Annotated in this window: 18 protein-coding genes; 12 read left to right on the top strand and 6 right to left on the bottom strand. The window is 69.3% G+C overall.

The annotated features are described in order from the left end of the window. The first annotated feature begins 1,537 nt into the window (after positions 1-1,537). The 5 genes from K3769_RS18320 (at position 1,538) to K3769_RS18345 (ending at position 9,862) form a co-directional block, all read left to right on the top strand. Positions 1,538-5,572 carry a non-ribosomal peptide synthetase gene (locus tag K3769_RS18320; RefSeq protein WP_267027479.1) on the top strand — a complete coding sequence of 1,345 codons (4,035 nt, stop codon included), beginning with the start codon at positions 1,538-1,540 and terminating at the stop codon, positions 5,570-5,572. A 370-nt stretch (positions 5,573-5,942) separates the two neighbouring features. Next, complete coding sequence (locus K3769_RS18325; RefSeq protein ID WP_267027480.1) at positions 5,943-6,410, top strand: hypothetical protein; 468 nt, start codon at positions 5,943-5,945, stop codon at positions 6,408-6,410. Further along, entirely contained in the window at positions 6,407-8,248 is a 1,842-nt protein-coding gene (locus K3769_RS18335; RefSeq protein ID WP_282566211.1) for a GMC oxidoreductase, read from the top strand. Before K3769_RS18325 ends, K3769_RS18335 begins: the two co-directional genes overlap by 4 nt. 199 nt (positions 8,249-8,447) lie before the next feature. After that, positions 8,448-8,873, top strand: coding sequence for a MarR family winged helix-turn-helix transcriptional regulator (locus K3769_RS18340; RefSeq protein WP_267027481.1), 426 nt, complete (start codon positions 8,448-8,450; stop codon positions 8,871-8,873). A 98-nt stretch (positions 8,874-8,971) separates the two neighbouring features. Continuing rightward, entirely contained in the window at positions 8,972-9,862 is an 891-nt protein-coding gene (locus K3769_RS18345; protein ID WP_267027482.1) for an NmrA/HSCARG family protein, read from the top strand. Positions 9,863-9,992: 130 nt separating this feature from the next. Here the strand turns inward: K3769_RS18345 and K3769_RS18350 are convergent, their stop codons facing one another. The 3 genes from K3769_RS18350 to K3769_RS18360 form a co-directional block, all read right to left on the bottom strand. Then, positions 9,993-10,370 carry a toxin Doc gene (locus K3769_RS18350; RefSeq protein WP_267027483.1) on the bottom strand — a complete coding sequence of 126 codons (378 nt, stop codon included), beginning with the start codon at positions 10,368-10,370 and terminating at the stop codon, positions 9,993-9,995. A gap of 4 nt (positions 10,371-10,374) precedes the next feature. Next, a complete protein-coding gene (locus K3769_RS18355) occupies positions 10,375-10,626 on the bottom strand; it encodes a hypothetical protein (RefSeq protein WP_267027484.1) in 252 nt (83 codons plus the stop codon). Between the two features lie 218 nt (positions 10,627-10,844). Next, positions 10,845-12,920 carry a glycoside hydrolase family 36 protein gene (locus tag K3769_RS18360; protein ID WP_267027485.1) on the bottom strand — a complete coding sequence of 692 codons (2,076 nt, stop codon included), beginning with the start codon at positions 12,918-12,920 and terminating at the stop codon, positions 10,845-10,847. Between the two features lie 455 nt (positions 12,921-13,375). On the opposite strand from K3769_RS18360, the gene K3769_RS18365 reads away from it, so the two are divergent. The 7 genes from K3769_RS18365 (at position 13,376) to K3769_RS18395 (ending at position 21,616) form a co-directional block, all read left to right on the top strand. After that, a complete protein-coding gene (locus K3769_RS18365; protein WP_267027486.1) occupies positions 13,376-14,164 on the top strand; it encodes a GntR family transcriptional regulator in 789 nt (262 codons plus the stop codon). 204 nt (positions 14,165-14,368) lie between these two features. After that, on the top strand, positions 14,369-15,664 hold the full coding sequence (locus tag K3769_RS18370) for a D-tagatose-bisphosphate aldolase, class II, non-catalytic subunit (protein WP_267027487.1): 1,296 nt from the start codon (positions 14,369-14,371) through the stop codon (positions 15,662-15,664). Then, positions 15,661-16,824, top strand: coding sequence for an SIS domain-containing protein (locus K3769_RS18375; protein WP_267027488.1), 1,164 nt, complete (start codon positions 15,661-15,663; stop codon positions 16,822-16,824). The genes K3769_RS18370 and K3769_RS18375 overlap by 4 nt, the downstream gene beginning before the upstream one ends. A 91-nt stretch (positions 16,825-16,915) precedes the next feature. Then, on the top strand, positions 16,916-17,908 hold the full coding sequence (locus K3769_RS18380; RefSeq protein WP_267027489.1) for a BadF/BadG/BcrA/BcrD ATPase family protein: 993 nt from the start codon (positions 16,916-16,918) through the stop codon (positions 17,906-17,908). Next, positions 17,905-18,855, top strand: a complete 951-nt coding sequence (locus K3769_RS18385) for a DMT family transporter (protein WP_267027490.1) — start codon at positions 17,905-17,907, stop codon at positions 18,853-18,855. Before K3769_RS18380 ends, K3769_RS18385 begins: the two co-directional genes overlap by 4 nt. Before the next feature lie 188 nt (positions 18,856-19,043). Then, on the top strand, positions 19,044-19,895 hold the full coding sequence (locus K3769_RS18390) for a class II fructose-bisphosphate aldolase (RefSeq protein ID WP_267027491.1): 852 nt from the start codon (positions 19,044-19,046) through the stop codon (positions 19,893-19,895). 230 nt (positions 19,896-20,125) lie between these two features. After that, positions 20,126-21,616 (top strand): FG-GAP and VCBS repeat-containing protein, encoded by a 1,491-nt coding sequence (locus tag K3769_RS18395; protein WP_267027492.1) that lies wholly within the window; start codon positions 20,126-20,128, stop codon positions 21,614-21,616. Positions 21,617-21,978: 362 nt separating this feature from the next. Here K3769_RS18395 and K3769_RS18400 read toward each other — a convergent pair whose 3' ends face one another. The 3 genes from K3769_RS18400 to uppS all read right to left on the bottom strand — a co-directional run bounded on the left by K3769_RS18400 (position 21,979) and on the right by uppS (position 24,701). Then, the gene (locus tag K3769_RS18400) at positions 21,979-22,557 is read right to left on the bottom strand and encodes a DUF6461 domain-containing protein (RefSeq protein WP_267027493.1); all 579 of its coding nucleotides are present in this window, start codon (positions 22,555-22,557) and stop codon (positions 21,979-21,981) included. Between the two features lie 94 nt (positions 22,558-22,651). Continuing rightward, positions 22,652-23,581: a LysR family transcriptional regulator gene (locus K3769_RS18405; protein WP_267027494.1), complete on the bottom strand. Its 930-nt coding sequence runs from the start codon at positions 23,579-23,581 to the stop codon at positions 22,652-22,654. Positions 23,582-23,975: 394 nt separating this feature from the next. After that, entirely contained in the window at positions 23,976-24,701 is a 726-nt protein-coding gene (gene uppS / locus K3769_RS18410; RefSeq protein ID WP_267027495.1) for a polyprenyl diphosphate synthase, read from the bottom strand. Between the last annotated feature and the right edge of the window lie 50 nt (positions 24,702-24,751).

A 24,751-nucleotide genomic window follows, 5' to 3' on the forward strand; every position in this document is an offset into this window, starting at 1 on the left:
CAAAGTAACGTCCTTTCCGCGGTCCTCAAGAACTGGGCTCCGACCTCTCGGTCTCGGCGGACACTCATGCGTGGGCCTCTCATGCGTGGGCCTCCACTGGACTGCCCGGATCGGTCGGTCGGTCGTTCGGGGGTTCGTAACGGTGTGCGGGGAAAGGGCAACATCCGGGCCGAGTCCTGTCCGGGCAGCCGGAACCGGATCCACTCGACGGCGGCTTCCCGAACCGGCGGACCGCTGTCGTCGGCGGGGACTCGTACAGGAAACCGGGACCCGAGGAGGCCACGCGAGGAACGGGCGGAAGGAGAGGGAGTCGACCGGGCAGGTCCGTCGAGGACCTCGTCTCGCGACGCGCGGGGCACCGCATGGCTTTCGTTCCTTCGCGCCGGGTCCACCTTCCCATTTCGGTCCGATACGGGACAGTCGGAATAAATCGCCAGGAAATCAGCCGTGACCCTTAGCAGCGAACCCGTCCGGACGCATGCACATTACGCGCATACATTACGCGCTTACATTCAGTCGGAGGTAAAATCTTCCACCTCAATAATGCATTGCTGCATGGGAAGGGGGATGCGGCGCCTATCACGCCCCGATGGAGTGCACACCCAAGGATTGCCCATACGCTGGACAGATTGAGCCTGCGGATCATATGCGGTATCGTCTCCCCCTCCCTTAAGGCAGCGCTTTTCGGTCGGCACCATTCGACCGCCCCTCCCCCGCCCCCGCCGACGACGACCGGACTTCTCCCCCATGTCGCTCCCCCCGGCTCTTACGGGGCGCGATCGCATGAACACAAAGCGCACCGACACGTCCACCACAGAGGACGCGCGAGACCCGCGAGACGCTTCCGCACCCACGAACGCACCGGCTGGGGCCTTGCTCATAAGTCCCTCCGGGAATCTCAAGTCGCTTCAGCGTAATCAAGATCTACGCCCCGTCAAGGCTGCCGTCCGGCGAAACCGTGCAGGCCACCGCGTATGGACGGACCGGAAGGCGCGCGGGTTTCGGCAGCCCACACCAAGGAGCGGGAGATTCGGCCCCACCGGACCGCACGCCATGTCCGGCGTGCACCGGACTTCCCTCTCTCAACCCCCTCATGACGGAAGGGTGGGGGCATTTGACAGAATTACCGCCTTACCCTTTTTCGAGACATGACGCCTCCAAACATTCCGGCGCCATAAATCTGTGTGACCCGCGTCACCGTTGACCTTTAAAGCAGTCTGGGATGTACTTTTGCGTGATGAACAATTAACTCATGATCAGCCATATGTATTGCTCGTTCAGTTCTTCAACCGATACCCCTGACGTCACGCTGCGGGTGACGCGCCGATAAAAATTCCTGGGTTACGACGAAAGCCCGCCGCCGGACGGGCGCCTCGGAATCCTGCCCGGCACGGCAAGGCCTGTCGGAGTCACCAGGCACTCGGCTGTCGCCCTCCTATTGCTCCCGAGTCGCCGGTGCTGCCGACCGGACACAGGCCGTTCCCGCGCCCTGTCCCCCGCCTGTTCCGCCGTCTTCCTCTCTCACGAAGGAGACCCTGTGCCTCGCATTGCCACCCCCCGGATTCTGCCGTCCACCTCGTCCGCCTCATCGGCGTCGGACCCCGCCGGCGCTCCCTCGTCCAACCCCGCCCCCCTGTCCCTGGCGCAGGAGCGGTTGTGGGTCCTGGCGCGGATGGGCGGGGAAGCCAGTGCCGCGTACCACGGGCTCATGAACTTCGACCTCAGGGGGCCGCTGGACGCGAACCTGCTCGTCCGGGCGCTGCACCTGCTCGCCGCCCGGCACGAAGCGCTCCGCACCCGGCTGGTGCCCGCCGAGGGCTCGGCACTTCAGATCGTCGATCCCCCGGCGACGGGCTTCCCCGTCACGGTCGAAGACCTGAGAGGGCTGCCGGACGCGGGTGCACGCCTCGCAGAGGCTCAGCGGGCGGTGGGTGGGACTCCCTTCCGCCTCGGGGAGGAAGCCATGGCGCGCGGCCGCCTGGTCGTGCTCAGTGACGACCACCATGTCCTGCTGCTCACGGCCCACCACCTCATATTCGACGGCTGGTCCCAGTCCCTGCTGCTACGGGAGCTGAGCACGGTGTACGCCGCGTTGCACGGCGGACAGGAGGTGTCACCGCCGGAACTGCGGTGGCAGTACAGCGACTACACCCGCTGGCAGTGGGACTGGATGGCGGGAGAGGAGTCCGCCGCGTACGCCGAGTACTGGACCGGTGCGCTGGCCGGGGTCCCGGCCGTGCTCTCCCTTCCCACCGACCGGCCCCGTCCGCCCGAGCAGGATTTCCGGGGCGGCAGGGCGGCCCTGGTCGTCGACGAGGACCTGACCCAGGCGCTGCGAGCCTTGGCGGAGCACCACGGGGTCTCCTTGTACGCGACGGTCCTGACCGGCTGGTCGGTGCTGATGTCCCTGCTCTCCGGGCAGGAGGACATCGTGACCGGCACCCCGACGGCCAACCGCCGGCGGGGGGACGTCGGTGGCCTCATCGGCTTCTTCGCCAACACCCTCGCCGTACGCGCGGACCTGTCCGGCTCACCGACCGTCGGGGAGGCGCTGAAGCGCGTGAACCAGCGGCTGCGTGAGGACCTCGCACATGTGGACATGCCCTTCGAACGGGTCGTGGAGCTGGTCAACCCGCCGCGGAGTCCGGCCTACACGGCCCTGTTCCAGACGATGGTCGCATGGGTCCCCTCCATGCGGCAGGAGCTCGAATTTCCCGGCGTGACCGTCGAGGTGCGCGAGGACGACTCACAGGTCGCCGCGAAGTTCGACCTGGTGGCGGTCGTTGCCGACGAGGGCCGGCGTTTGGTCGGCGGGATCGAGTACGCCACCGCCCTCTTCGACCAGGCGACCGTCGAGCGGTTCGCGCGACAACTGCTGCGGGTGTTTCGGCAGATGACCGAGCGGCCCGGGGCGGACGTCGGCGATCTCACCCTGCTGGACGAGGACGAGCAGCGAGAGATCCTGTCGGCTTTCAGCTGGGGTGGCGACCCGGTGACATCGATGTCATCCGCCCTGCTGGAGCGTTTCGCGGAACAGGTGCGGACCCGGCCCGAACAGCCGGCGGTGGTCGCCGGGGACGCGGAAGTGAACTACGCGGCGCTGGACCTCCGAGCCAACCGGTTGGCGAGCGCGCTGATCGACCGCGGTGTCCGCCCCGGCCAGGTGGTAGGTCTGCACGCCGGGCGTACGCTCGAACTGGTCGTCGGGGTCCTCGGCATCCTCAAGGCCGGGGCCGCCTATCTCCCGCTCGATCCCGGGCAGCCCACCGAGAGGCTCGCGGCCATGGTGGCCGACGCCGAGCCGGCGCTGGTACTGACCGACCAAGGAGCCCCGGCGGCCGACGACCGCCTCTGGCACGACCTGGCCGCTGTCGAGGCGGAGGGCACGCGGGAGGTCGCGCCACAGATCGCCCCGGACCCTGCCCGGTTGGCCTACGTCATCTACACCTCCGGGTCGACCGGCCGCCCCAAGGGAGTGGCGGTGACCCACGGCAGCGTCCTCAATCTCCTCGACCACTGGCGCGAGCTCATGGGCGACGCCGCGGGCGAGGCCGCCTCGGCCTGGTCGAGCATCGGCTTCGACGCCTCGGTGCACGAACTCTTGGTGCCGCTGACGACGGGAGCGGTGCTCCACCTCGTCCCCGACGAGCTTCGCGGCGACCCCGGAGCGCTCATGGGCTGGCTGCGGGAGCGGCGGGTGACCCAGGCCTTCCTGCCCCCTTCCTACATCCTGTGGATCGACGAGGACCCGTCCCGGCGGCTGGCCGGGCTGAGCCTGCGCCAGCTCCTCACCGGTGTGGAGTCCCTGCCGGAAGCCGCGCTGCACCGTATGCGCGAGGAACTGCCGGGCCTTCGTGTCTGCTACGGCTACGGACCGACCGAGGCCACGCTCTACACCACGGCGTACACCGATCCGCAGCCCCTCGCGCGGTCCTGCCCCATCGGGCGGCCGTTGCGCGGCACACGCCTGTACCTGCTGGACGAGCGTATGCGCCCGGTGCCCGTGGGAATCCCCGGCGAGGTGTACGCGGGGGGCGCGAGCCTGGCGCACGGGTACCTGCACCGGCCCGACCTCACCGACGAGCGTTTCGTGCCGGACCCATTCGTGCCGGGGGAACGCCTCTACCGCACCGGCGATCTGGCGCGCTGGCTGCCCGACGGCAACGCCCAGTACGTCGGCCGCGTCGACGACCAGCTCAAGCTGCGCGGCTTCCGCATCGAGCCCGGCGAGGTGGAGGCCGCCCTGCTGGCGGTGCCCGGGGTGCGGGAGGCGGTCGTCCTGGCCGACCGCCGGACACCGGGCGACCCGCACCTGGTGGCCGGCGTGGGACGCGACCCCGGGCCCGCCCGGACACCCCACGAATGGCGTCTCGCGCTGGGGGAACGCCTGCCGGACTACATGATCCCCGCGGTCGTCGCCGAGTTCGCGCGGCTGCCGCTGAACCGCAACGGCAAGGTGGACCGGGACGCGGTACTGAGCGCGACCGCCGGGACCCGTGCCGGGCAGGTCAACACGGCCGCACCCCGTGACCACATCGAGATGGCCCTGTACCGGATATGGCGGCGCGTGCTGCTGCACCGGGAGGTCGGGGTCGCGGACAACTTCTTCGAGCTCGGCGGCACCTCGATCTCGGCGATCAAGATGGCGCACGCCGTGCAGGAGGAGCTGGGCGTGGCGTTGCCGGTCCGGGACGTCATGCTGCGTCCCACGGTCGAAGCGCTCGCGGAGTTCGTTCGCGGCGCCCTCTCCGGAACTGCCGGACCCGCGGGCCACAGCAGCGTGGTCGAGTTCCGCCCCGGGGACGGCCGGCAGCGCGTGGTGTGCGTCCACCCCGCCGGCGGCACCGCCTTCTGCTATCTGCCGTTGTCGACCGCGCTCGCGGAGGACGTCGGCGTGCTGGGCCTGCAGGCTCCGGGGATCAATCCCGGGGAGCAGACCCTGCCGACCGTGGAGGCCATGGCTCAGGAGTACCTGCGGTTGATCGGTCCTCGCCCGGATGAGGCGCTGGTGCTGTGCGGGCTGTCCTACGGAGGGCTGATCGCCCACGAGATGGGCCGCCAGTTGGCGGCGGCCGGGCACGAGAGGGTGAGCGTGGTCCTGCTCGACACCCGCGGCGCTCAGGACGCGGAACGGAACGCCGCGTTCACGCCGACGGGCATGGAGGAGTTCCGGCAGAAACTGATCCGCTTCAACGGCATGTACCCGGGCATCGACGATGCCCAGGTCGCCCGGTACCTCGCGGTGTACAACCACCACCAGGCGACCGGCCTCGACTACGTGGTGCCCGACTCGCGGGCCCGAACGGTGCTCATGCAGGCCATGGCCGTGGAGGACGACGAGGACGGTGAGGCAGGTGCCCAACTGCGCACGTTCTGGGAGCGCCGCGCCGGCGGCGGGTTCGTGGTGGAGCCGGTGGCCTGCGGCCACTGGGACATGCTGGAGAGCGACGAACTGCCGCGAGTCGCCGCTGTCCTCACGGCCGAACTGAACCGCTTCGGTCCCACCGCGGAAGGCGGTACCGGCCCGGCCGGGGCCCGGCCCTCGCTCCTCCCCGACACGCGGGAGCAGTGATGGCGATCTCCGATGGGCCCTGCGAGGAACGCGGTGCCGGGAACCCTGGCTTACCGGAGGGCCGGGCGCCGCGGATACATCGTCAGGCCGCCAGCACTCCCCGGGCCGTTGCACTCATCGACGACGGCGTGCGGCTGGACTACGCGGCGCTGGGCTCCTCAGTCTCGGCCGCCGCCGTGGCCCGGGGCGACGCCGCAGTGGCGTCGCCCCGGGGCAGGCGGTGACGCGTGGGCGCCGGTACGTGATCGGGCGTCGGCCGTGCCCAGGCGACCCGGCGCGAGTCCGGCCCGCGCAAGCTCGCCGTCCCGCGAAGGGCTCGCGCGTACGAGAAGAACTCGTCTGACCCGCTAGGAAAAAGGATTTCGAGAGCATGGAACTCCACCAGTTCGCCGCCCTGTCGGCGGACCTGACCGGTTTCGACTGCAGGGAGTTGCAGGAGACCGGCATGTTGCACACGTACCGGCAGGTCCTCGTGGATCAGGCAGGGGCTGAGCGGCTCGCCCGGCTCGCCGACTCGCTGGCGGGGGCCCCCGACGGCCCGCCGCGTTTCGAGGACGATTCCGCCCGGGAGCTGGCGCGGGCCATCACTCACCTCTGGTACGTCGGAGCGTGGCCCGGCCTGTCGGACCCGCTGTCCCCGGCGAACGGAGCGTGGGCACCGGAGGCCGGGCCGTACATGGTCTCGTCCAGGGCCTATGCACAGGGTCTCGTATGGCGTGCGTTCGGCGGGAACGCGCCCGGCACGGCGGCACAGCCGCACGGGAGCTGGGCCGACGCCCCGTCCGAGGCAGCGCCGCCCGTGGGAGCGCGTGACAGCGAGTCGGTGGTCGCGCGATGAGCGGTCCGCAGGGGCCGCGGTGGGACGTGGTCGTGGTCGGTGGGGGTTTCGCGGGTTCCCTGGTGGCCAAGCGCCTGGGCGACCAGGGCTGGCGGGTCCTCGTACTGGAGGCCGGACACGGCGCGTCCAGTCCGGACGGGGGGCACGCGGACGCGGTCGAGGCGTACCGCACGGCACTGCTCAAGGTGCCCAACTCGCCCTACCGGAGGAGTACCGCGGCACCGTCGCCGGCGATGTCCGACGTCGGCGAGTACTTCGTGCAGAACGGTCCGCTTCCGTACGGCAGCGGATACCTGCGGGCCAACGGCGGCACCGGCCTGGCCTGGACCGGACTCGCGCCCCGGATGCACCCCGAGGACTTCCGCGCCGGTGACTTCGGGCAGGGGCGGAACTGGCCTCTCGGCTACGACGACCTGGAACCGTACTACCGCGCGGCCGAGCGGGAGATCGGGGTGGCCGGCGACACGGAGGAGCAGTGTGCGGAAGTCGGCCTGCCGTTCCCGGAGGGCTACCAGCTCCCCATGCGGTCCATCCCGCAAAGCTATCTGGACCAGGTGATGACGAAGTCCCTGAACGGCGGGACCATCCGGGATCCCGGGGCGAACGATCCGGTCCGTCTTCGTGTCGTCACGACGCCGCACGCCCGCAACGGACTGCCCCATCCCTCGTACGACGACGGCGCCGGCTACCGGCCCGATCCGGGGCCGGGGCAGCCAGGTCCGGGAACGCTGTGCCAGGGTCACGCCAGTTGCGTACCGATCTGCCCGTCCCAGGCGAAATACACTCCCCTCAAGACCCAGGCCCGCTGGGGCTCGTCCGTCACCCTTGTCACGCGGGCGGTCGTCACGCGGGTCCGGATCGGAGCCGACGGGCGGGCGGCCGGTGTCGACTACCGGTCCTACCGTGACGACACCACCGAAGCAGTGACCCACAGCGTCGACGCGGACCTCGTCGTCCTGGCCGCGCACGCGATCGAGAACGCCAAGCTTCTCCTCCTCTCCGGGGCCGCCAACAGCAGCGACCAGGTCGGCCGCAACCTGATGGACCACCCGGTCCTGCTGACGTGGGGCCTGATGCCCCAGCAGGTCGGTGCTTATCGTGGTCCCGGCTCGACCTCCGGACTGGAGGGTTTCCGCTTCGGCGCCGCCCGTGCACGGCGTGCTCCGTTCCGCGTGGAGATCGGCAACTGGGGCTGGACCTGGGCCACGGGACCGCCCGAGAGTCGGGTCGCGGAGTTCCTGGGCACCGGAGGGTCCGACGGCCGCGGCATCCTCGGTACAGAACTGCGGCGGGCGCTCGGCGATCAGGTCGGACGCGAGTTCGCTTTCCAGTTCGAGGTGGAACAGGAGGCCGACCCGGCGAACCGCGTGACCGTCGATCCCCGTCACCGCGACGCACTGGGCATCCCGCGGCCGGTCATCCACTACGACTTGTCCGACTACGTCAAACGCGGCATCGCCGCCGCGAAGGCCGTTTCCGACCAGCTCTTCGATCTGCTGGGCGCAGAGGACCACACGCGTTTCGAACAGGGGCCGGACTGGCCCGGCTACTTCGAGTTCGAAGGCCGTCCCTACGCCTACCGGGCGGCCGGACACGGGGCCGGAACCCACATCATGGGCGACTCACCTCTCACCTCTGTCGTCGACGAATGGCAACGCTGCTGGGACCATCCCTACCTCTACGCCGTCGGGTGCGGCAGCATGCCCACGGTGGCCACGTCCAACCCCTCGCTGACCATGGCGGCACTCGCCCTGCGCAGCAGTGAGGAGATGCATCGAGACCTGCTCGGCCGACGCCGCAGCACATCCGCCGGACATCCCGCGCCCCTCGCCTCGTAACGCCGGGTTCCGGCGCGGCAGTACGCGCCGGTTCCCGGTGTGCGTTCTCAGCTGAGTGGTCGACCACCTTTGCCGGACATCGGGGCCGGGGAGGGTGGCCCAGACCGGTCTCGCGGTGGTGTGCGTCTCCTGGTGAGTGGTGGTGTGCCGGCCCGCGACGAGTAGGCTGATCGTTCGTGATCGGACCGGGGAGGCCGGCGTGGACTATGGCGACAAGCTCTTCTGGCTCTCGGTTGTGATTCAACGCAAGTACGCGCAGATCTGCGCCGAGTTCGACCTGACCCCCTCGCAGGCCACGCTGCTCTGCGCAATCAGGAACGAGCCGCGGCAGATGGCCGACCTCGCCGCGTCGCTGGGTATGACCAAGAACGCATTGAGCCAGCTGGTCGATCGCACCGCGCGGCGCGAGTTGGTCGACCGGGCAGGCTCGGCGCAGGACCGGCGGGTCGTCATGCTCAGTGCGACGCCCACGGGGAAGGTGCTCGCCGAGGCGTTCTACGCCGAGGTCCGCAAGCGCCTGCCCGAGATCGCGAGGAATCTCGACGCCGACGACCAGCGCGACTTCGAGCGCGTGGCCACCGCCATCGTGGACACCTCGGACCTCTCTCCGCCGACCTCGGAATAACCCCGCACACCGTGAGGTCCCGCTCCACCCGAACCTTGACGAAGTTCATGCCGTGAACTAATTTCGTTCACGCCATGAACTAGTGAAGGGTGGCAGTGATGCGCACACGGACGACCGGCACGATCGCAGTCTTCGGCGCGACGGGCCAACAGGGCGGGGCGGTGGTCGACGCGCTGCTGGACCACAAGGCGCGGGTGCGGGCGTTGGTCCGCAACCCGCACTCCGACCGGGCGCAGGCGCTGGCCGCCCGAGGCGTCGAGCTGGCGGCCATCCGGGCCGACGACCCGGCGTCGTCGGCCGCCGCACTGGCGGCGGTCGAGGGGTTCTACTTCATGACCCCGGAGGCGAACAGCCTCGAAGAGGTCGAGACGGAGATCCGCATCGGTACCGCGCTCGTCGACGCGGCGGTCGAGGCGAGCGTCCCGCACGTCGTGTTCAACTCGGTCTTCGGAGCGGACCGGGAATCGGGTGTGCCGCACCACGACTCGAAGCACTCGATCGAGGAGTACCTGAGGAAGTCCGGCCTCAGGGCCACGATGATTCGCGCGACCGCCTTCATGGAGAACTTCACGAGCGTGATGGCACCGAGCCTGGAGCATGGGGAGATCGTGCTGAGGCTGCCGCTGCCGGAGGACGTCGCCCTGAAGATGATCTCGGTCAGGGACATCGGCCGGGTCGCCGCCGCGCTCCTGCTCGACACCGCGGAGGCGCCCGGCGGAGCCGTCGGGCTCATCGGCGACGAGTTGACGGGCCCCCAGATCGCCGCGGCGTTCGGCGCGCGCGCCGGGCTCCCGGCCCGGTACGAGGTCCTCCCGTTGAGCGTGCTTCCCACCGACCTCGACAGGGCGATGTTCCGTGAGTTCGCGAAAGCGGCGGAATCCCCTTCGGACCTCGCGGCGGTGCGCTCGATCGAGCCGGCCACCCTGGACCTGGTCGAGTGGATCCGAACTACCGGCTGGACCGCGCCCACGAACGTGGCCGGTTCCTGATTTTCCGGCCGCGATGAACGATCCGCGATCGCGCCCACGGTCCCGGCGCTGGTGTCGAGGGCGCCGCGCCGACGTCTGGACCGCATAGCGGGGCTTGACCGTGCCGGTGACAGCGCAGGCGCTGAGACCGTCAGACGCGCCAGGAACGGATCCGCTCGGCGGCGCCGAACACGCTGTCCTTGCCCGCCAGCAGATCTTTGCAGAGTTCGACCAGCTCGCCGTAAGGGACGTCGAGGCCCTCGTCGCTGGCGTGCATGTAGGCGATGGTGACGGCACACGCGAACCGGACATTGAGCGAGGGCAGGGGCTTGAGCAGCAGCAGGGTGTGCAGCAGCGCCGCAGCACGCCAGGACGCGTCCGGATCGACACCGAGGCGGGGCGGATCGACACGATGGCGCGCCACGGCCGCGACCATGGCGGAGAAGTCACTGATGTGGGGCTGGTCGGGAAGAGCCGTCTCGTGCTGCTGCAGGAGCCAGCGCACGTCGATGTGCAGGGAGGGCGCCATCAGGTCAGGCGGCCCTGCCCGTCGTGTTCGTCACCGGGCCGTCGTCGATGCCGGCCGCCTCGATGGCTTCGGCCAGGGAGGGATCCGCGAAGACCCGCTGGAACTCCGTCGCCGCCCTCTTCAGGCTCCGCTGGTGGGCGATCGCGTCGGTCGTCGAGGCCTTCACGAAAGCCTTCAACGTCATGCCGTGCTCCCGGGCGGCAGCCCGGAGGTCTTCGAGCTCCGCATCGGAGAAATCCACATTGAGTGCTGCCATACGGCCAGCGTACCGCCGGGGTACCCAGACCTCAATCATCCCAGCTCAAAGCAGTGAGATCAGGTACCCACCCGGTTTCTTGCACGACGGGGCACGTGCCACCGGAGAAAACTCCGGCGGCGGCCCGCGGTTGCCTGTTCTGGCTGCTTATTCGGCTGAGCCGACAAAGTGCGTTGCTCATGTGGCTGTGCCCGACGACAGGCCACGAGCCCGGCCGGTCAGCCGATGGGTTCGGCCACGATGAGCTGGAACCGCTCGAAGGACAGCTTCACGGTGTTGTGCTGAGCGGTGGCAGTTCCGAGTGACTTGCCGGTGAACGGGTCGGTCAGGCGGTACCGGCCGCGGCCCAGACCGCGCAGCTCGACCGTCCCGTTCCACCGGTCGGCGTAGAAGGCGTAGTGGAGGGTCCGCTTCCTGGCCACGACATGCGCCTCGGGCTTGTCGAAGCCGATGTCGTACAGCTCACCGCGGTACTCACCGGTGGGCAGCATGTTCTTCTCGTACAGCGACACCCACTTGCGCCAGAGGACCTCCTTCTCCGGGGTGAGGTCGGTCGCCTTGTCCGGGGCTCCGGTGCCGGGGAGGGTGAACTTGGTCGACAGGACGGCGCCGACCCCGTAGGAGGACGCGAAGTCGTCGCCGTTGTCGCTCAGTTCGACGTGGTCGCCGGCGTAGCTGCTGCCCGTGCCCATCAGCGCCTTCATCGACTTGCCCTTGCTGCGAACCTGGTAGGAGGACTCCGGGTCCGAGCTGGGGTACTGGTCCACGTAGGGCAGGTTGTGGAAGGCGAAGGCGGTGCCGCAGGGGCAGAGTTCAATGAGGGCGTCGGGGTTCGCCGCACGCGCGGCTTCGTGGATCGCCTTCCAGAACTTGGCCACGCCCTCGGTGGATTCCTCGGGGCGGGCGTGCCGGTGCTCGGGGTTGTAGCAGGGCGCGACGCTGTTGAGGTGCTGGCCGTCGATCTTGAGTCCCTCGTAGCCCCAGTCGCCGATGAACCTCTTCGCCTGCTCGACGAAGTAGTCCACGGTCGGCTGGTAGGCGGGGCAGAGCGTGTAGGCGTCCCACCAGGTGACGTCCTGCTTGTTGCCGTCGCGGTCCAGCAGCAGCATGTCGGAGCGGTCCCGGATCAGGTTGCTGTCGGGGTCCGCAGCGAGGGGGGCCCACCACAGGCGCGGTCGCAGGCCGGCGTCCCGTATCTCCTTGGTGAAGGCGCGCATGTCCGCTTCGCCGCGCGGGAACTTCGCCGTGTCGATGTCCCAGTCGCCCTCGTTGGTCTGCCAGCCGTCGTCGAGCGCGGCCCAGCGCAGGCCGACCTCGTGCGCCTTCGGCAGCGTCGCGGTGATCTGCTCGGTGGCGAAGTCGCGCTCGTAACCCCAGGCACACCAGATGGGCTCGAAGGCTGAGGCGGGGACCTTGGGGGCGCGCTGGCCGATGTCGCTCATGTAGTCGCGGTACCGCTGGAGCGGCACGAAGTGGTCGCCCGGGAGTGCGGTCAGGAACGTGGTGCTGGTGCTGAGCCGACGGCCCGGCTTCAGGGTGCGGGCGGTGTCGTCCTGGATGGCGATGCTCGCTCCGGCCGCCGTTTTGCGGACCGGCATGCGCAGGATCGTCGCCACGGGCTCGACGTGTCCGACGGAAAGGCCCGCGCCCCGGCGCCAGACGGTCGCCAGCGGAGTGCCGCCGCCGTAGTCGGAGGAGTCCATCCCCAGTGAGTTCTCCTGGACATAGCCGTCCTTCACCGGCCTCACCCAGTCGCGGCGGTCCGTGTACGTGGTGCCTGAGAAGGTGTAGAAGCCGCCCGGACGCTCCAGGAGTTCATGGGCTCCGTTGCGCCACCCGGTGACCTTCAGCGCGGTGGAAGACCTGTTGGTGTAGGTCACCTTCATCACGATCATGCCGGCCAGACGCTCGAATGAGGTCAGCTCGACCGTCTTGTGCACGCCTTCCTCGGACGTGCCCTCGATCGTCACCCGGACGCCCGCGCCGTGGCGGGTGTGCCGGGTGGTGCGGGTCCGGTGCCCGCGATAGGCGAACGCCTCGATGGTCCTGTCCCCCACCAGCAGGGCTTCGCCGGCGTCGAAGCGAGTGAGGTCGACGCCCTTCAGCGCCACTCGGCTGCGCAGTTGGTCGTCGAATTCCAGGGTGATGGAGGTGTCGCCGACTCCGACGAGGTCAGGACCCGAGTTCGGTGCGGCGGTCGCGGGTGATGCGCCTATGGCCGCGGCGGGGAGGGCGGCCAGGCCGGCACCTCCCAGCGCCACCTTCAGTACGCTTCGCCGGTTCATGTCCGTCATGTCGAACTCTCTTTCGGTCGTGCGTGCCCGCTTGGGGCAGCCGCCTTTTGTCCGTCTGTCCGTCGGTGTGGATCGTCGGAGTCGAGCAGCGAGCTCGCGTCGAAGCGACCGTCCTGGGACCGGCCGACGTCTGGTCTGCTACTGGTTCTGTGCTGCTACTGGTTTTCGCAGTGGGCCGAATGGTGTCGAGGGAAGGCGTGCCGTCCGAACGGGCATCCCGGCGCGAGGTCGTCTCCGGCGGTAGTGCGCGGCCGTACTCAGTGAGCTGCGACAATGCCGCCTCGATAACCGGAGGGTGCCCGGGGCGCGGCGAAACGGAAGGTCGCGCAAGGGGCGGCTTCCTCCTCACCGAGTGGCCTGCATCGAGAACGTAAGTGGTATTCGAGTGGCATGTCAACGGGGTAGCCGATTGGGACCTGGGTTCGCGCCGTCGCTCGGATTGGTATGTTTCTGGTATGACCGATGCGAGAACGCCGCTGCCCAGAGGCCTGTTCGGGGACGACGTCCTCCCGTTGTACGAGCGCACCGCCACGCAGTTGCTCGACGACCTGCGCGCCGCAGCCGCCCGGCCCGGTGACCGGCTGCCCTCCGAGCGAGCCATGGCCGACCGGTACGCCGTCTCGCGTGTGACGCTGCGAGCGGCCCTCGCACAATTGGAGTCGCGGGGCGTCGTACGGCCGTCGTCGTCGCGCGGATGGTTCGTCGCCGAGCTCGGTCTGCTCCCCGAGGCGACCATGACGTCCGCCGCGGCGGCCCCGCAGGTCCAGGGATTCGCCGACTACGCCCAGGCCAACGGCTTGACGACGGCCGGCAAGGTGCTCTCCGCCACTGTCCGCCCGGCCACGGTGCACGAGGCCGAGCAGCTTCGGATCGCTCCGGGCGCCGACCTCTTCGACCTCCACCGGCTGCGCTTCCTGGACGGTCTGCTGGTCGTACTGGAGCACAACCGGCTCCCCTTGGCGGCCTGCCCGGCCCTGACCGAAACCGACTTCACCACGGCCTCGCTCTACGCCACCCTGCGCGCCGCCGATCCGCCGCAACTGCCCCGCATCGCCGACTATTCGGTCGAGGCCCGCCACCCGACGCCACGCGAGATCGAGCTGTTCGAGATCGGGGAGACCATGCCGATGCTGGTCGCGACCCAGCTGACGTCGAACCAGGAAGCACGCCCGATCGAACTGACCGTGCAGGTCTACCGGGGAGACCGCTACCGGTTCCGGGCCTCCATCACCAACCAGACGTAACCACTCACCGATCGGTCTTCAAGGATGCCCTAGCGGCCTTGCGGTCTTGAACGATCCCCGCAGATCCACCACCGATCATTCAATACCAGATGCATACCAGAATAAGACTATTGACGACCCCAACCAAGACCAGTACTGTCCGAAATGAGCCGCAGGCCATGACGGCACATTGGCTTGAGATGCGCGTTGAGTAAGGGGTTGGCAATGCAGAGCCCGCTGAGCGAGGTGGTCCGGCACCAGAAGGCCGGGCAGCCGCAAGGCATCACCTCGGTGTGTTCGGCTCATCCGCTGGTCATCGAGGCAGCCGTGCTGCAAGCACGGGAGACCGGCGGTCACGTACTGGTGGAGGCGACCTCGAACCAGGTGGACCAGTACGGCGGTTACACGGGCATGCGGCCCGCCGATTTCCGCGACCTCGTGTACGGCATCGCCGCCGAAAGTGGTCTGCCACTGGACCGTGTGATTCTCGGCGGCGACCACCTCGGACCGAACCGGTGGCAGTCCCTGACGCCCGACGAGGCGATGGAGCGGGCCGACGCCCTGGTCGCCGCGTACGTGGCGGCGGACTTCACCAAGATCCACCTGGACTGCAGCTTCGCGTGTGCCGGGGACCCCGCACCGCTGACCGACGAGGTGGTCGCCGAACGCGCCGCACGGCTGATCCGGGTGGCCGAGGAGACGGCCGGCCCCGAGCGGGCCGAGCGGATCCGGTACGTGATCGGTACCGAGGTGCCCACCCCCGGCGGCGCGCACGAGACACTCGGCGCTCTCACCCCGACCACGCCCGAGGCGGCGCGCACCACTCTGGAACAGCACCGCAAGGCGTTCGCCCGACACGGCATCGACGAGGTCTGGCCGCGTGTCATGGCCCTCGTCGTCCAGCCGGCCGTGGAGTTCGACCACCTTCAGGTCGTCGACTACCGGCGGGAGCTGACCGAGGAGCTGCGCAAGGTCCTCGACGACGAGCCCACCATGGTCTACGAGGCTCACTCGACCGACTACCAGACCGCCGAGGCGCTCACCGCGCTGGTCGAGGACCACTGGGCGGTCCTCAAGGTGGGCCCCGGCCTGACGTTCGCCCTGCGCGAGGCGCTGTTCGCCCTCGCCGCGATCGAGGACGAACTGGTGCCGGCCGCCGGGCGGTCAGGGCTCGTCGAGGTCGTCGAGCGGCGGATGCTCGCCGAGCCGGCGAGATGGGAGGGCTACTACCCGGGCGGCGCCGCCGAGCAGCGCCTCGCGCGCCGCTACAGCTACAGCGACCGGATGCGCTACTACTGGCCCGACCCCGAGATCGAAAAGGCCCAGGCCCGGCTGCTGGACAACCTCTCGGCCGTGGACATCCCCCTGCCGCTGCTCAGCGCCCACCTTCCGCTCCAGTACGCCCGTGTCCGCCACGGCGAGCTCGCCGCCCGGCCGCGCGACCTGGCCGTGGACCACGTACGCGATGTTCTGCGCGACTACGACCGCGCCTCCCACCCGAACCACAAGGAGCACGTGTGACCACGCCCTCCGGCACGCTGTCCTCGGACGACGGCGCTGCCCACACCGTCCGCGAGATCGCCCAGCAGCCCGCGCTGTGGCGCGAGGTCGACAAGATCGTCGCGGGCTCCCGGGACTCGCTGGACGCCTTCCTGCGTCCGCTCCTCTCCCGCGGCGACCTGCGCGTGGTGCTCACCGGCGCCGGTACCTCCGCCTTCGCCGGCCAGGTGCTCCAGCCCGCCCTGGCCCGGCGGCTGGGACGACGCGTCGACGCGGTCCCCACCACGGATCTCGTCGCCGACCCCCGCGGCTGTCTCGCCGAGGACGTGCCCACGCTGCTGGTCTCCTTCGCGCGGTCGGGTGACAGCCCCGAGTCCGTGGCCGCCACCGTGCTGGCCGACCAGGTTCTCTCCGAGGTGCACCACCTCGTGGTCACCTGCAACGAACAGGGCCGCCTGGCGCGCGAACACGCCGAGCTGCCGAAGTCCCATGTGCTGCTGATGCCGGCCGGGTCCAACGACCGCGGCTTCGCCATGACGTCGAGCTTCACGTGCATGACGCTGGCGGCGCTGCTCGCCCTGGGCGGCAGCGCCTACGACGGCGTCGCCGAACGCCTGGCCCGGGCAGCCGAGTCGATCATCGAGAGCAGCGCTGTCGACCGTACCGTCGGCGCCCTCCTGGAGAGCGCGCCCGAGCGGATCGTCTTCCTCGGCAGCGGTCCGCTCAAGGGCCTCGCCGAGGAGTCGGCGCTGAAGGTGCTGGAGCTCACCGGTGGGACCCTCATGGCCGTAGCGGAGTCCTCGCTGGGATTCCGGCACGGTCCCAAGGCAGTACTCAACGACCGTTCGGTCGCGGTGGTGTACATGTCGAACGACCCGTACACCCGCAAGTACGACCAGGACATCCATGCGGAGCTGTGCGGGAATCTGCCCGCCGGCAGCGTCGTCAAGGTATCCGCGGAGTCCGGCGCGGGAACGGAGGGCACGGGCGTCGATGCCTGGCCGCTGCCGGGCCTCGACGGCGTCGAGGATGTCGCCCTGGCGCTGTCCGCCGTGGTGTACGCCCAGTTCATCGCCCTGCGCGCCTCCCTGGCCCGGGGTCTGCGGCCCGACAACCCGTTCCCCTCGGGTCAGATCAACCGCGTGGTGCAGGGCGTGACCTTGCACTCCTTGCCCCACTGATCAAAAGCATCTCACCACTGATCAAAGGCAACGCACCACTGATCAGAGACATCAACGGCGCGGACCGAGGGCGCCCGACGGAGGTACAACGATGTTCCTAGGTGTCGACGGAGGCGGTACGAAAACCGCCTTCTGCATGGTCGACCGGTCCGGACAGGTCGTGGCGCGAGCACAGGCGGCAAGTTCGTACTACTTCTCGCACGGCATCGAGCTTGTCGAACGTGTGCTGAAGGAAGGTGTCGAAGCTGTCTGTGCGGCGGCCGATCTGGCCCCCGCCGACATCGATTACGCCTTTTTCGGGCTGCCCGGCTACGGGGAGGCGGCCCGCGATCTGCCCGTCCTGAACGCGACCCCGCGGGCGGTGCTCGGGCACGACCGCTACGCCTGCGACAACGACATGGTCTGCGGCTGGGCGGGTTCGCTGGGGGCGGTCGACGGCATCAACGTCATCAGCGGCACCGGTTCGATGACCTACGGCGAGCGGCTGGGCCGGGGCGTACGCATCGGTGGCTGGAGCGAGATGTTCGGCGACGAGGGATCGGCGCACTGGATCGCGATCCGGGGCCTCAACGCCTTCTCCCGGATGAGCGACGGGCGGCTCCCCGAGGGCCCCCTGGCCGAGGTGTTCCGGCGCCACCTGCAGCTCGCGTCCGACCTCGACGTGATCGACGTCGTCCACAACCAGTGGCAGGGCGACCGGAGCCGGATCGCCGCGCTCAGCCGCCCGGTGGCCGAGGCGGCCGGTCTGGGCGACGCGGTCGCCACGGAGATCCTCACCGACGCGGGTCGCGAACTCGCCCTGCTCGTCGGTGTCACCCGCGAACGGCTGGAGTTCGGCCCGGACGAGACCGTACCGGTCTCCTACTCCGGCGGCACCTTCGGCGCCCGCATGGTTCTGGAGGCGTTCACCTCCGCGCTGCAACATCGTTCCACCCGCTACGAACTGCGACGCCCTCTCTACGAGCCTGTCGTAGGTGCTGCTCTGTACGCGGCAAAACTCGCTGGAACCCCGCTCGACCAACCCGCGCTCGACGCGCTGCGCATGGCTTCCGAGACCCCTGCCTCAGGAGAGGACGACCGATGAACAGAGGTACGAAGAGCTGGATCGTGTACGCGGCGCTGCTGGTCCTGTTCTGGGGTGTGTGGGGTGCCTTCTCCAGCGAGCCGAACAGCAGGTACGGCTATCCCAACGAGATGATCTACATCATCTGGGCCTTCACGATGCTCATCCCCGCGTACTTCGCGATGCGCGGCAACACGTTCGACCGCCGGCCGGTCGCCGCGGGGTACGGGCTGATCGCGGGACTGACCGGCGCCGGCGGCCAGCTGCTGCTGTTCCAGGCGCTCGCCAACGGTCCGGCGTACCTCATCTTCCCCCTGGTCTCGCTCTCCCCGGTGGTCACCGTCCTCATGGCGATGGCGCTGCTGCGTGAGCGGATCAACCGGCTCGCCCTCATAGGTGTCGTCGCGGCGCTGGCGGCGATCGTGCTGTTCAGCATTCCCAGCAGCAAGGACGACTCGAACTCACACGGCCCGTGGCTGCTGATGGCCATCCTGATCTGCGTCGCCTGGGGCGTGCAGGCGTTCTGCATGCGCAAGGCCGCGCTGGTCGGGGTCAACGACGCGACGACCTTCGGCTGGATGACCATCAGCGGACTGCTGCTGGTGCCGGTGGCGTTCGTGATGATGGGCGATTTCCCGTCCGACGCCCCGTGGCAGGCGCCCACGCTCACCGCGGTGACGCAGGTCCTCAACGCGGTCGGCGCGCTGTTCCTGGTCATGGCGTTCAGCCGGGGCAAGGCCACGGTGGTCGCCCCCGTCACCAACGCACTGGCGCCGGTGCTGACCATCGTGCTGTCCCTGGCGGTCTACCAGAGGCTCCCCAACGTATGGGGCACCCTCGGCATCGTGCTGGCCCTCGCCGGCTCCACCCTCATGGTCTACAGCGACGAGAAGAGCGGCGAGAGTTCCGTGGCCCCGGGGGCGGCGGACGACGGCGCGGCGATGAGTCCGGCCCCGCAGAAATCCTGATCGCCCGCATATCCGTACCGGCCGAACCACGTAGCGGTAGCGGCCGGAACCACGTAGCGGTACCGGCCGAAGCACGTAGCGGTACCGGCCGAAGCACATAGCGGAACGGCCCGAACCACGTAGCAGTACGGGCCGACACCGACGCCCGTGCCCACCGAACCGATATGAAAGCGAGGGGGGACACCCTCATGCCCCTGGTTCCCACGCGCGAACTCGTCGCGAAGGCCGCCGCCGCAGGCCGGGCCGTCGCCGCGTTCAACGTGATCACGCTGGAGCACGCCGAGGCGATCACCGCCGGCGCGGCCGCGGCGGGCGCCCCGGGGGTGATCCTGCAGATCAGCGAGAACGCCGTACGGTTCCACGGCGGCCGGGTCGAGCCGATCGCGCGGGCCGCGGCCGAGGTCGGCAAGGCCTGTGACGTCGACGTCGCGCTGCACATGGACCATGTGACGGACATGCGACTGCTGCGCACGGCGGCCGACGCGGGGTTCTCCTCCGCGATGTTCGACGCCGGGGCGCAGCCGTACGCCGAGAACCTCGCCGCCACCCGCGCCGCGGTCCAGTGGGCCCACGGTGAGGGCCTGTGGCTGGAGGCCGAACTCGGCTATGTGGGCGGCAAGCCCGACGCCCCCGCGAGCGCCCACGCGGCCGGGGTGCGCACCGACCCGCAGGAGGCGGCGCGCTATGTCGCGGACACCGGCGTGGACGCCCTGGCCGTCGCCGTCGGCAGCAGCCACGCGATGACCGAACGCTCCGCGACCCTGGACCACGCGCTCATCGAACGCCTGCGGGAGGCCGTGCCCGTACCTCTGGTGCTGCACGGTTCGTCGGGGGTCGGCGACGACGATCTGCGACAAGCCGTACGGGCGGGCATCGTGAAGATCAACATCGGTACCGCGCTCAACGTCGCGTTCACCGGCGCGGTCCGCGAGACGCTGGCGGAGCGCCCGGACCTGACCGACCCCCGCCCTTACGTCGCCAAGGGCCGGGAGGCGATGACGGAGACGGTCCGGGTCCTCCTGGGTGTGGTGAGTGGCTGAGCGGGGCCGATGGGTGCGCCTTGTGCTGGCGCTCGTGCCCCGCCTCGTACCGTTCGGGAGCATTCGTCGAACTGAACTCCCTTTACTGACAAGGTAGTTCAGCGCCGCACCTGGCTCCTCGGTTACGAACCCATGACATGGGGACGTACAACTGGGATCGCCCGGTTCGAGTCGAACCCACTGAACGCGGCCTTCCGCGTACAGAACCGACCGACTCGAAAGGCTCACGTATGTGCCGAGCACACGGCCGAACCCGTACCGCGCTCACCGCACCCCTGGCAGCCGCGGTGCTGCTCGCCGGAGGATTCGGCGCCATGGCTCTCACCGGGGGCCCGGCGCTGGCGGCCACCGGGTCCGCGGACACGCAGGACGACTTCAACGGTGACGGATACGCCGACCTGGTCGTTTCGGCTCCGGACGCCACGATCTCCAGCAAGGCCAAGGCGGGTTACGTGGCCGTCACGTACGGTTCCGCCAATGGGGTCTCCACCGCCAACAAGAAGCTCATCAGCCGCTCCACCAGTGGCGTTCCCGGCTCCGCCACCGCGAACCAGCGCTTCGGGACCAACTTCACCAAGGGCGACCTGGACGGTGACGGCTTCAGCGATCTGGTGATCTCGGGCGGCAGTCCCGGCTCGGTCATCCTCTGGGGCTCCGCCTCCGGACTCACCGGAGGCACGGCCATACCCGGGTACGGGCAGTCCCCCACGGCCGGCGACTTCGACGGCGACGGCAAGACGGACCTCGCCCTGTTCTCCTACCTGTCCGGCGCGGGCGACGACCCATCGAGCGGCGACGCCACCGTGTGGAAGGGCCCGGTCACCCGTGCCGGACAGCCCACCGCCACCCTGCCGCTGCTGAACAAGGCCGACTGGTGGGGCTACGACGCCAACGACGCGTCCTGTGCCACCACCACCGCCGGCTGCCAGGAGGACGGCGACTCGATCAGCGGGCCCATCCGCTCCACCCAGGTCGGCGACGTCAACGGCGACGGCAAGGACGACATCGTCGGCTGGAAGTACGCGGGCGACGGCCAGTGGGGCAACCGTCTGTTCCTCGGCGGCGGCAGCACGGGCTTCACCAGCGGCTGGGTCCCGTCCGAGGGGACGGGGGTCGGCACGGGTACCGGCATCGGCGACGTGAACAACGACGGGTTCGACGACGTCGTGGTCGGCAACTACTGGAGCGGCGACAAGGCGCAGCTCGCCCTCGGATCGGCCACCGGCCTCTCCGAGGACCGCGTCCAGACTTTCGACCAGGACCTGCCCGGTTTCCCCGGAGTCGAGGAGGAGGGTGACGGACTGGGCACCACGGTCTCGATCGGGGACGTCAACGGGGACGGTTTCGGCGACATCGCGCTCGGCATCCCGGGCGAGGACATCGGCGACCTGACGGACGCCGGCTCGGTAGCCCTGGTCCCCGGCAGCGCCACCGGCGTCACGGGCGCAGGCACGCAGATCTTCCACCAGAACACCGCGGGCGTGCCCGGAGTCGCCGAGAGCCGTGACGAGTTCGGCGCGAGCAGCGCCCTGCTCGACGTCAACGGCGACGGCCACGCCGACCTCGCGGCCGGTTCCCTGGCCGAGAACAACTGGAACGGCGCGGTCTGGGTGCTGCGCGGCACGGCGACCGGTCTCACGGCCACGTCGTCCCTCGCGTTCGGCGCCGACGACCTCTCGGCGCCCGCCACGGGCGCCCGCTTCGGCGCGCTCCTGCGCTGAGCGAGCCGATCGGGCAACGGGGGTTCGGTGGGGCAGCTTGGTGCCGCCCCACCGTCTTGTCCGGCCTGGGCGAGCCGGCTTCGGCGGAGGTGCGCGGGCCGTCTCACCGCTTCGGTCCAGGTGCGTCGGTGCGATCTCTCGGCTTCGCGTCAGTACACGACCTGCGCATCTGTCCCTTGGTGACTGCGACAACGCGTCGGAACTCTCGTGTCAGGACAGTGGGCCCTGTCGGACCTCATGTCTGCTCTGGGCAGCGACCCGCTGCGGGCCGCTGCGGGCCGCTGCGGGCCGAACTGACCGGTCCGCAGTGGGCCATGACCAGCGGACCTCCTGACCCAACCGTGGCTGCCGCCTGCGACCGTTCAATCCAGCCGAACGGGCACGATCACGGTCGGCAGCGGCTCCACGACCACTTTCGGCTCCACGGCCAGGCCGAACTCGCTCTCCACCGCGTCCAGCGCCCCACGCGCGTCATCGACCTCGTCCTCGGTCTCGTTCTCCTGGAAGAATCCCGCCTTCTCCAGAGCCCGGTTGAGACGGTCAGGTTCCGGTCCGCTCGCAGGCGTGAACATCCACGTGCTGCAGGCAGCAAGGATCTCCCCGTCACGGACCTGGGCAATGCGCGTAGTCGAACCGATGAGGGACCACACACTCACCGCCTCAGTGCCCGCAGACAACCGCTTGAGCACCGGGATTTTGTGAGTAACTCCCGTCTGCCCGTTCACATCGAACAGGTACGCCCACCCGGATCCGGAAGGGCAGTACAGGCGCACGGACCAGTCGTCCAGCCCGAGGCTCTCGGCCGCATTGTCCATTCGGTACTCCGGCACGTTCCCCCGGTCAACCACACCAAGTCGATCCAGTACCTCCTGAAGAGCCAGTCCGCGGACCGCCGTCACACAGAACTCCTCACTGCCCAGCGCCTCGAACAGACTCCCCACCGACACTTTCCTCCCACCACGCCTGCATATACACCTATGAGTGTCATGGGGGCGGAGCGCCATGGCCCAGCGCCGCCGCGCAGTCACGGACAGGTCACATGATGACGCCGAAGTCTCGGGTCGTAGCTTCTCGCGCGGCGTGCCGGATTGCTTGGATGGTGGCTTCGGAACGTCTGCTCCGCAACCAGGCGAGGGCGGACGTGGAGGGGCTGAGGTCGACCACATCGATGTATCTGACGCCCGGGCGTGGAAAGTATTCACGGGCGGCCGTCGGCAGAAAGCACATCGCTTCTCCGGCGGCCACCGTGTGCAGCAACGACTCCATGTCGGTGACGACCGGCCCGTAACGGACGCGGCTGCCGTCGGGGCGGGGATCGACCGCCCAGAAGTCCCACCACAGCCGCGGAACCTGCACAGGCATGTCGACCACCGGGATGTCGGAGAGCTGGGCCAAGGTAAGTCGGTTCTGGCTCGCCAAGGGGTGATCGGCGCAGAGACAGGCCACTCGCGGCTCGGTGGCCAGGTGGTGCAGTTCGATGTCATCCGTCACCGGCGGGCGCAGGAAGACGACGTCGGCCTCCTGCTGCGCCAGGGCGGCCATGTGATCGCCGAAACCGAGGTTGACCAGTTGCACGGTCGTCCCGGGGTGCCGGTCCTGCAACAGGCCGAGTACGGAACGGGTGTGCGCCATGGAGGCCTCGGCTCCCATGGTTCCCACGACAAGTCGTCCGGAGACCTGCCGCAGCTGCGCGTCGGCGACGCGCCGCAGCCGGTCAACCGCCGCGACCGCCGCCCGGGCTTCGGGCAGGAGTGCCTGCCCTGCCTCGGTCAGTGTGATGGTCCGGCCCTGGCGTTCCACCATGGGCGCTCCCAGGCGTTTCTCCAGCTCTCTGATCTGCTGACTCAGTGCAGGCTGCGTGATGAACAGGCGCGCGGCTGCACGGCCGAAATGGAGTTCCTCGCACAGCGTGAGATAGAGCCGAAGCTGATGAATGCTCGGTTCCCTCGATACGGACGCCCCCACGAAAGTATTCCCCTCCCACTGACCAACCTGCTGCGATAACAAGGAAGTTATCAACCAGCAGTCATCGTGCGTCCTCGGACCGATGACATCTCTGCGCGGGTCGTGTGATGGTCGACGGACCGCCACGTGATCGTCCTCACGACCAGGAGCACCGTACTCCCGCGGCATCTCCCGCCACTGGCCGCCGGCCTTGAAGCGCCAGACCGCACCCTCGAACTGCTGCCGCAACGTGGGAAAGGACGTGCTCACCGCGCTGGAGAAGGCCGCCCTGCTCGGGCGGTCCCGAGTGGGGCAGACCACCAAGGTTTCATCTCGCCGGCGTCCACCTACGCGCCTTGATGATCTGGGTCAAAGACCTCACCCGACTCACCGATCGATCACAACCACATACGCGCTAGAGGCCGAAGGTGCGTTGTTGCGTCTGATGGTGTGTGACAGCGTCGACGAGGTCCGCGCGTTGGAAGTCGGGCCATAGGGCGTCGCAGAAGTGGAGGCTGGCGTCGAAGGACTGCCAGAGCATGAACCCGGACAGCCGGTGTTCCCCGGCGGTGCGGACGATCAGGTCCGGAGCGGGCAGCGCGCCGTTGTACAGATGCACGGTGATGTCGTCGGGGTTTGCGGTGTGTCCCGGTGCGCTGGCCTGGCGGGCGGCGTGGAGGATTTCGCGGTGGCCGTCGTAGCCGACGGCGAGGTTGACCACGCGGCGTGCGTCGGCATCGACCGGGGGGTTGAGGCGTCCGAGCGGTGACTGCAGGTGTCCCGGCAGGGCACCGGAGTCGCCGACGGCGCGCACGGTCCAGCCGTGACGGTGGCGGACGGCCTGGGGCAAGGCGGCGATGGCCTCCAGCATCGGGGCCAGTTCGTCGGCCGGGCGGTGTTCGAGGTTGCGGGCGGAGACCAGGAACACCGTCGCGATGTGCACACCGAGGCCGTCGCACCAGCCGACCAGGTCAACGACCCGCTCGGCTCCGGCCCGGTACCCGTCGGCCACGGCCAGGCCGCGTCCGCGCGCCCACCGCCGGTTGCCGTCCGCGATCACCGCGATGTGCCGAGGCGGCGGGCCGGACTCCCCTGAATCCTGACTTGCACCGGTCCGCGGCATCCGAACCTCGGTGCTCACGATCTCAGCTGACGCGAAGGCCATCGTTCTCCCGTCGTGTCCGGCAGCCG

Source organism: Streptomyces ortus (assembly GCF_026341275.1).
GTDB lineage: Bacteria > Actinomycetota > Actinomycetes > Streptomycetales > Streptomycetaceae > Streptomyces > Streptomyces ortus.

Excerpts from the sequence above, each read along its gene's own strand:
- K3769_RS18355 (WP_267027484.1), bottom strand. The coding sequence starts at position 10,626 with ATGGCAGCACTCAATGTGGATTTCTCCGATGCGGAGCTCGAAGACCTC.
- K3769_RS18345 (WP_267027482.1), top strand. The coding sequence starts at position 8,972 with ATGCGCACACGGACGACCGGCACGATCGCAGTCTTCGGCGCGACGGGC.
- K3769_RS18335 (WP_282566211.1), top strand. The coding sequence starts at position 6,407 with ATGAGCGGTCCGCAGGGGCCGCGGTGGGACGTGGTCGTGGTCGGTGGG.
- K3769_RS18360 (WP_267027485.1), bottom strand. The coding sequence starts at position 12,920 with ATGACGGACATGAACCGGCGAAGCGTACTGAAGGTGGCGCTGGGAGGT.
- K3769_RS18395 (WP_267027492.1), top strand. The coding sequence starts at position 20,126 with ATGTGCCGAGCACACGGCCGAACCCGTACCGCGCTCACCGCACCCCTG.
- K3769_RS18370 (WP_267027487.1), top strand. The coding sequence starts at position 14,369 with ATGCAGAGCCCGCTGAGCGAGGTGGTCCGGCACCAGAAGGCCGGGCAG.
- K3769_RS18385 (WP_267027490.1), top strand. The coding sequence starts at position 17,905 with ATGAACAGAGGTACGAAGAGCTGGATCGTGTACGCGGCGCTGCTGGTC.
- K3769_RS18380 (WP_267027489.1), top strand. The coding sequence starts at position 16,916 with ATGTTCCTAGGTGTCGACGGAGGCGGTACGAAAACCGCCTTCTGCATG.
- K3769_RS18365 (WP_267027486.1), top strand. The coding sequence starts at position 13,376 with ATGACCGATGCGAGAACGCCGCTGCCCAGAGGCCTGTTCGGGGACGAC.
- K3769_RS18325 (WP_267027480.1), top strand. The coding sequence starts at position 5,943 with ATGGAACTCCACCAGTTCGCCGCCCTGTCGGCGGACCTGACCGGTTTC.
- K3769_RS18390 (WP_267027491.1), top strand. The coding sequence starts at position 19,044 with ATGCCCCTGGTTCCCACGCGCGAACTCGTCGCGAAGGCCGCCGCCGCA.
- K3769_RS18350 (WP_267027483.1), bottom strand. The coding sequence starts at position 10,370 with ATGGCGCCCTCCCTGCACATCGACGTGCGCTGGCTCCTGCAGCAGCAC.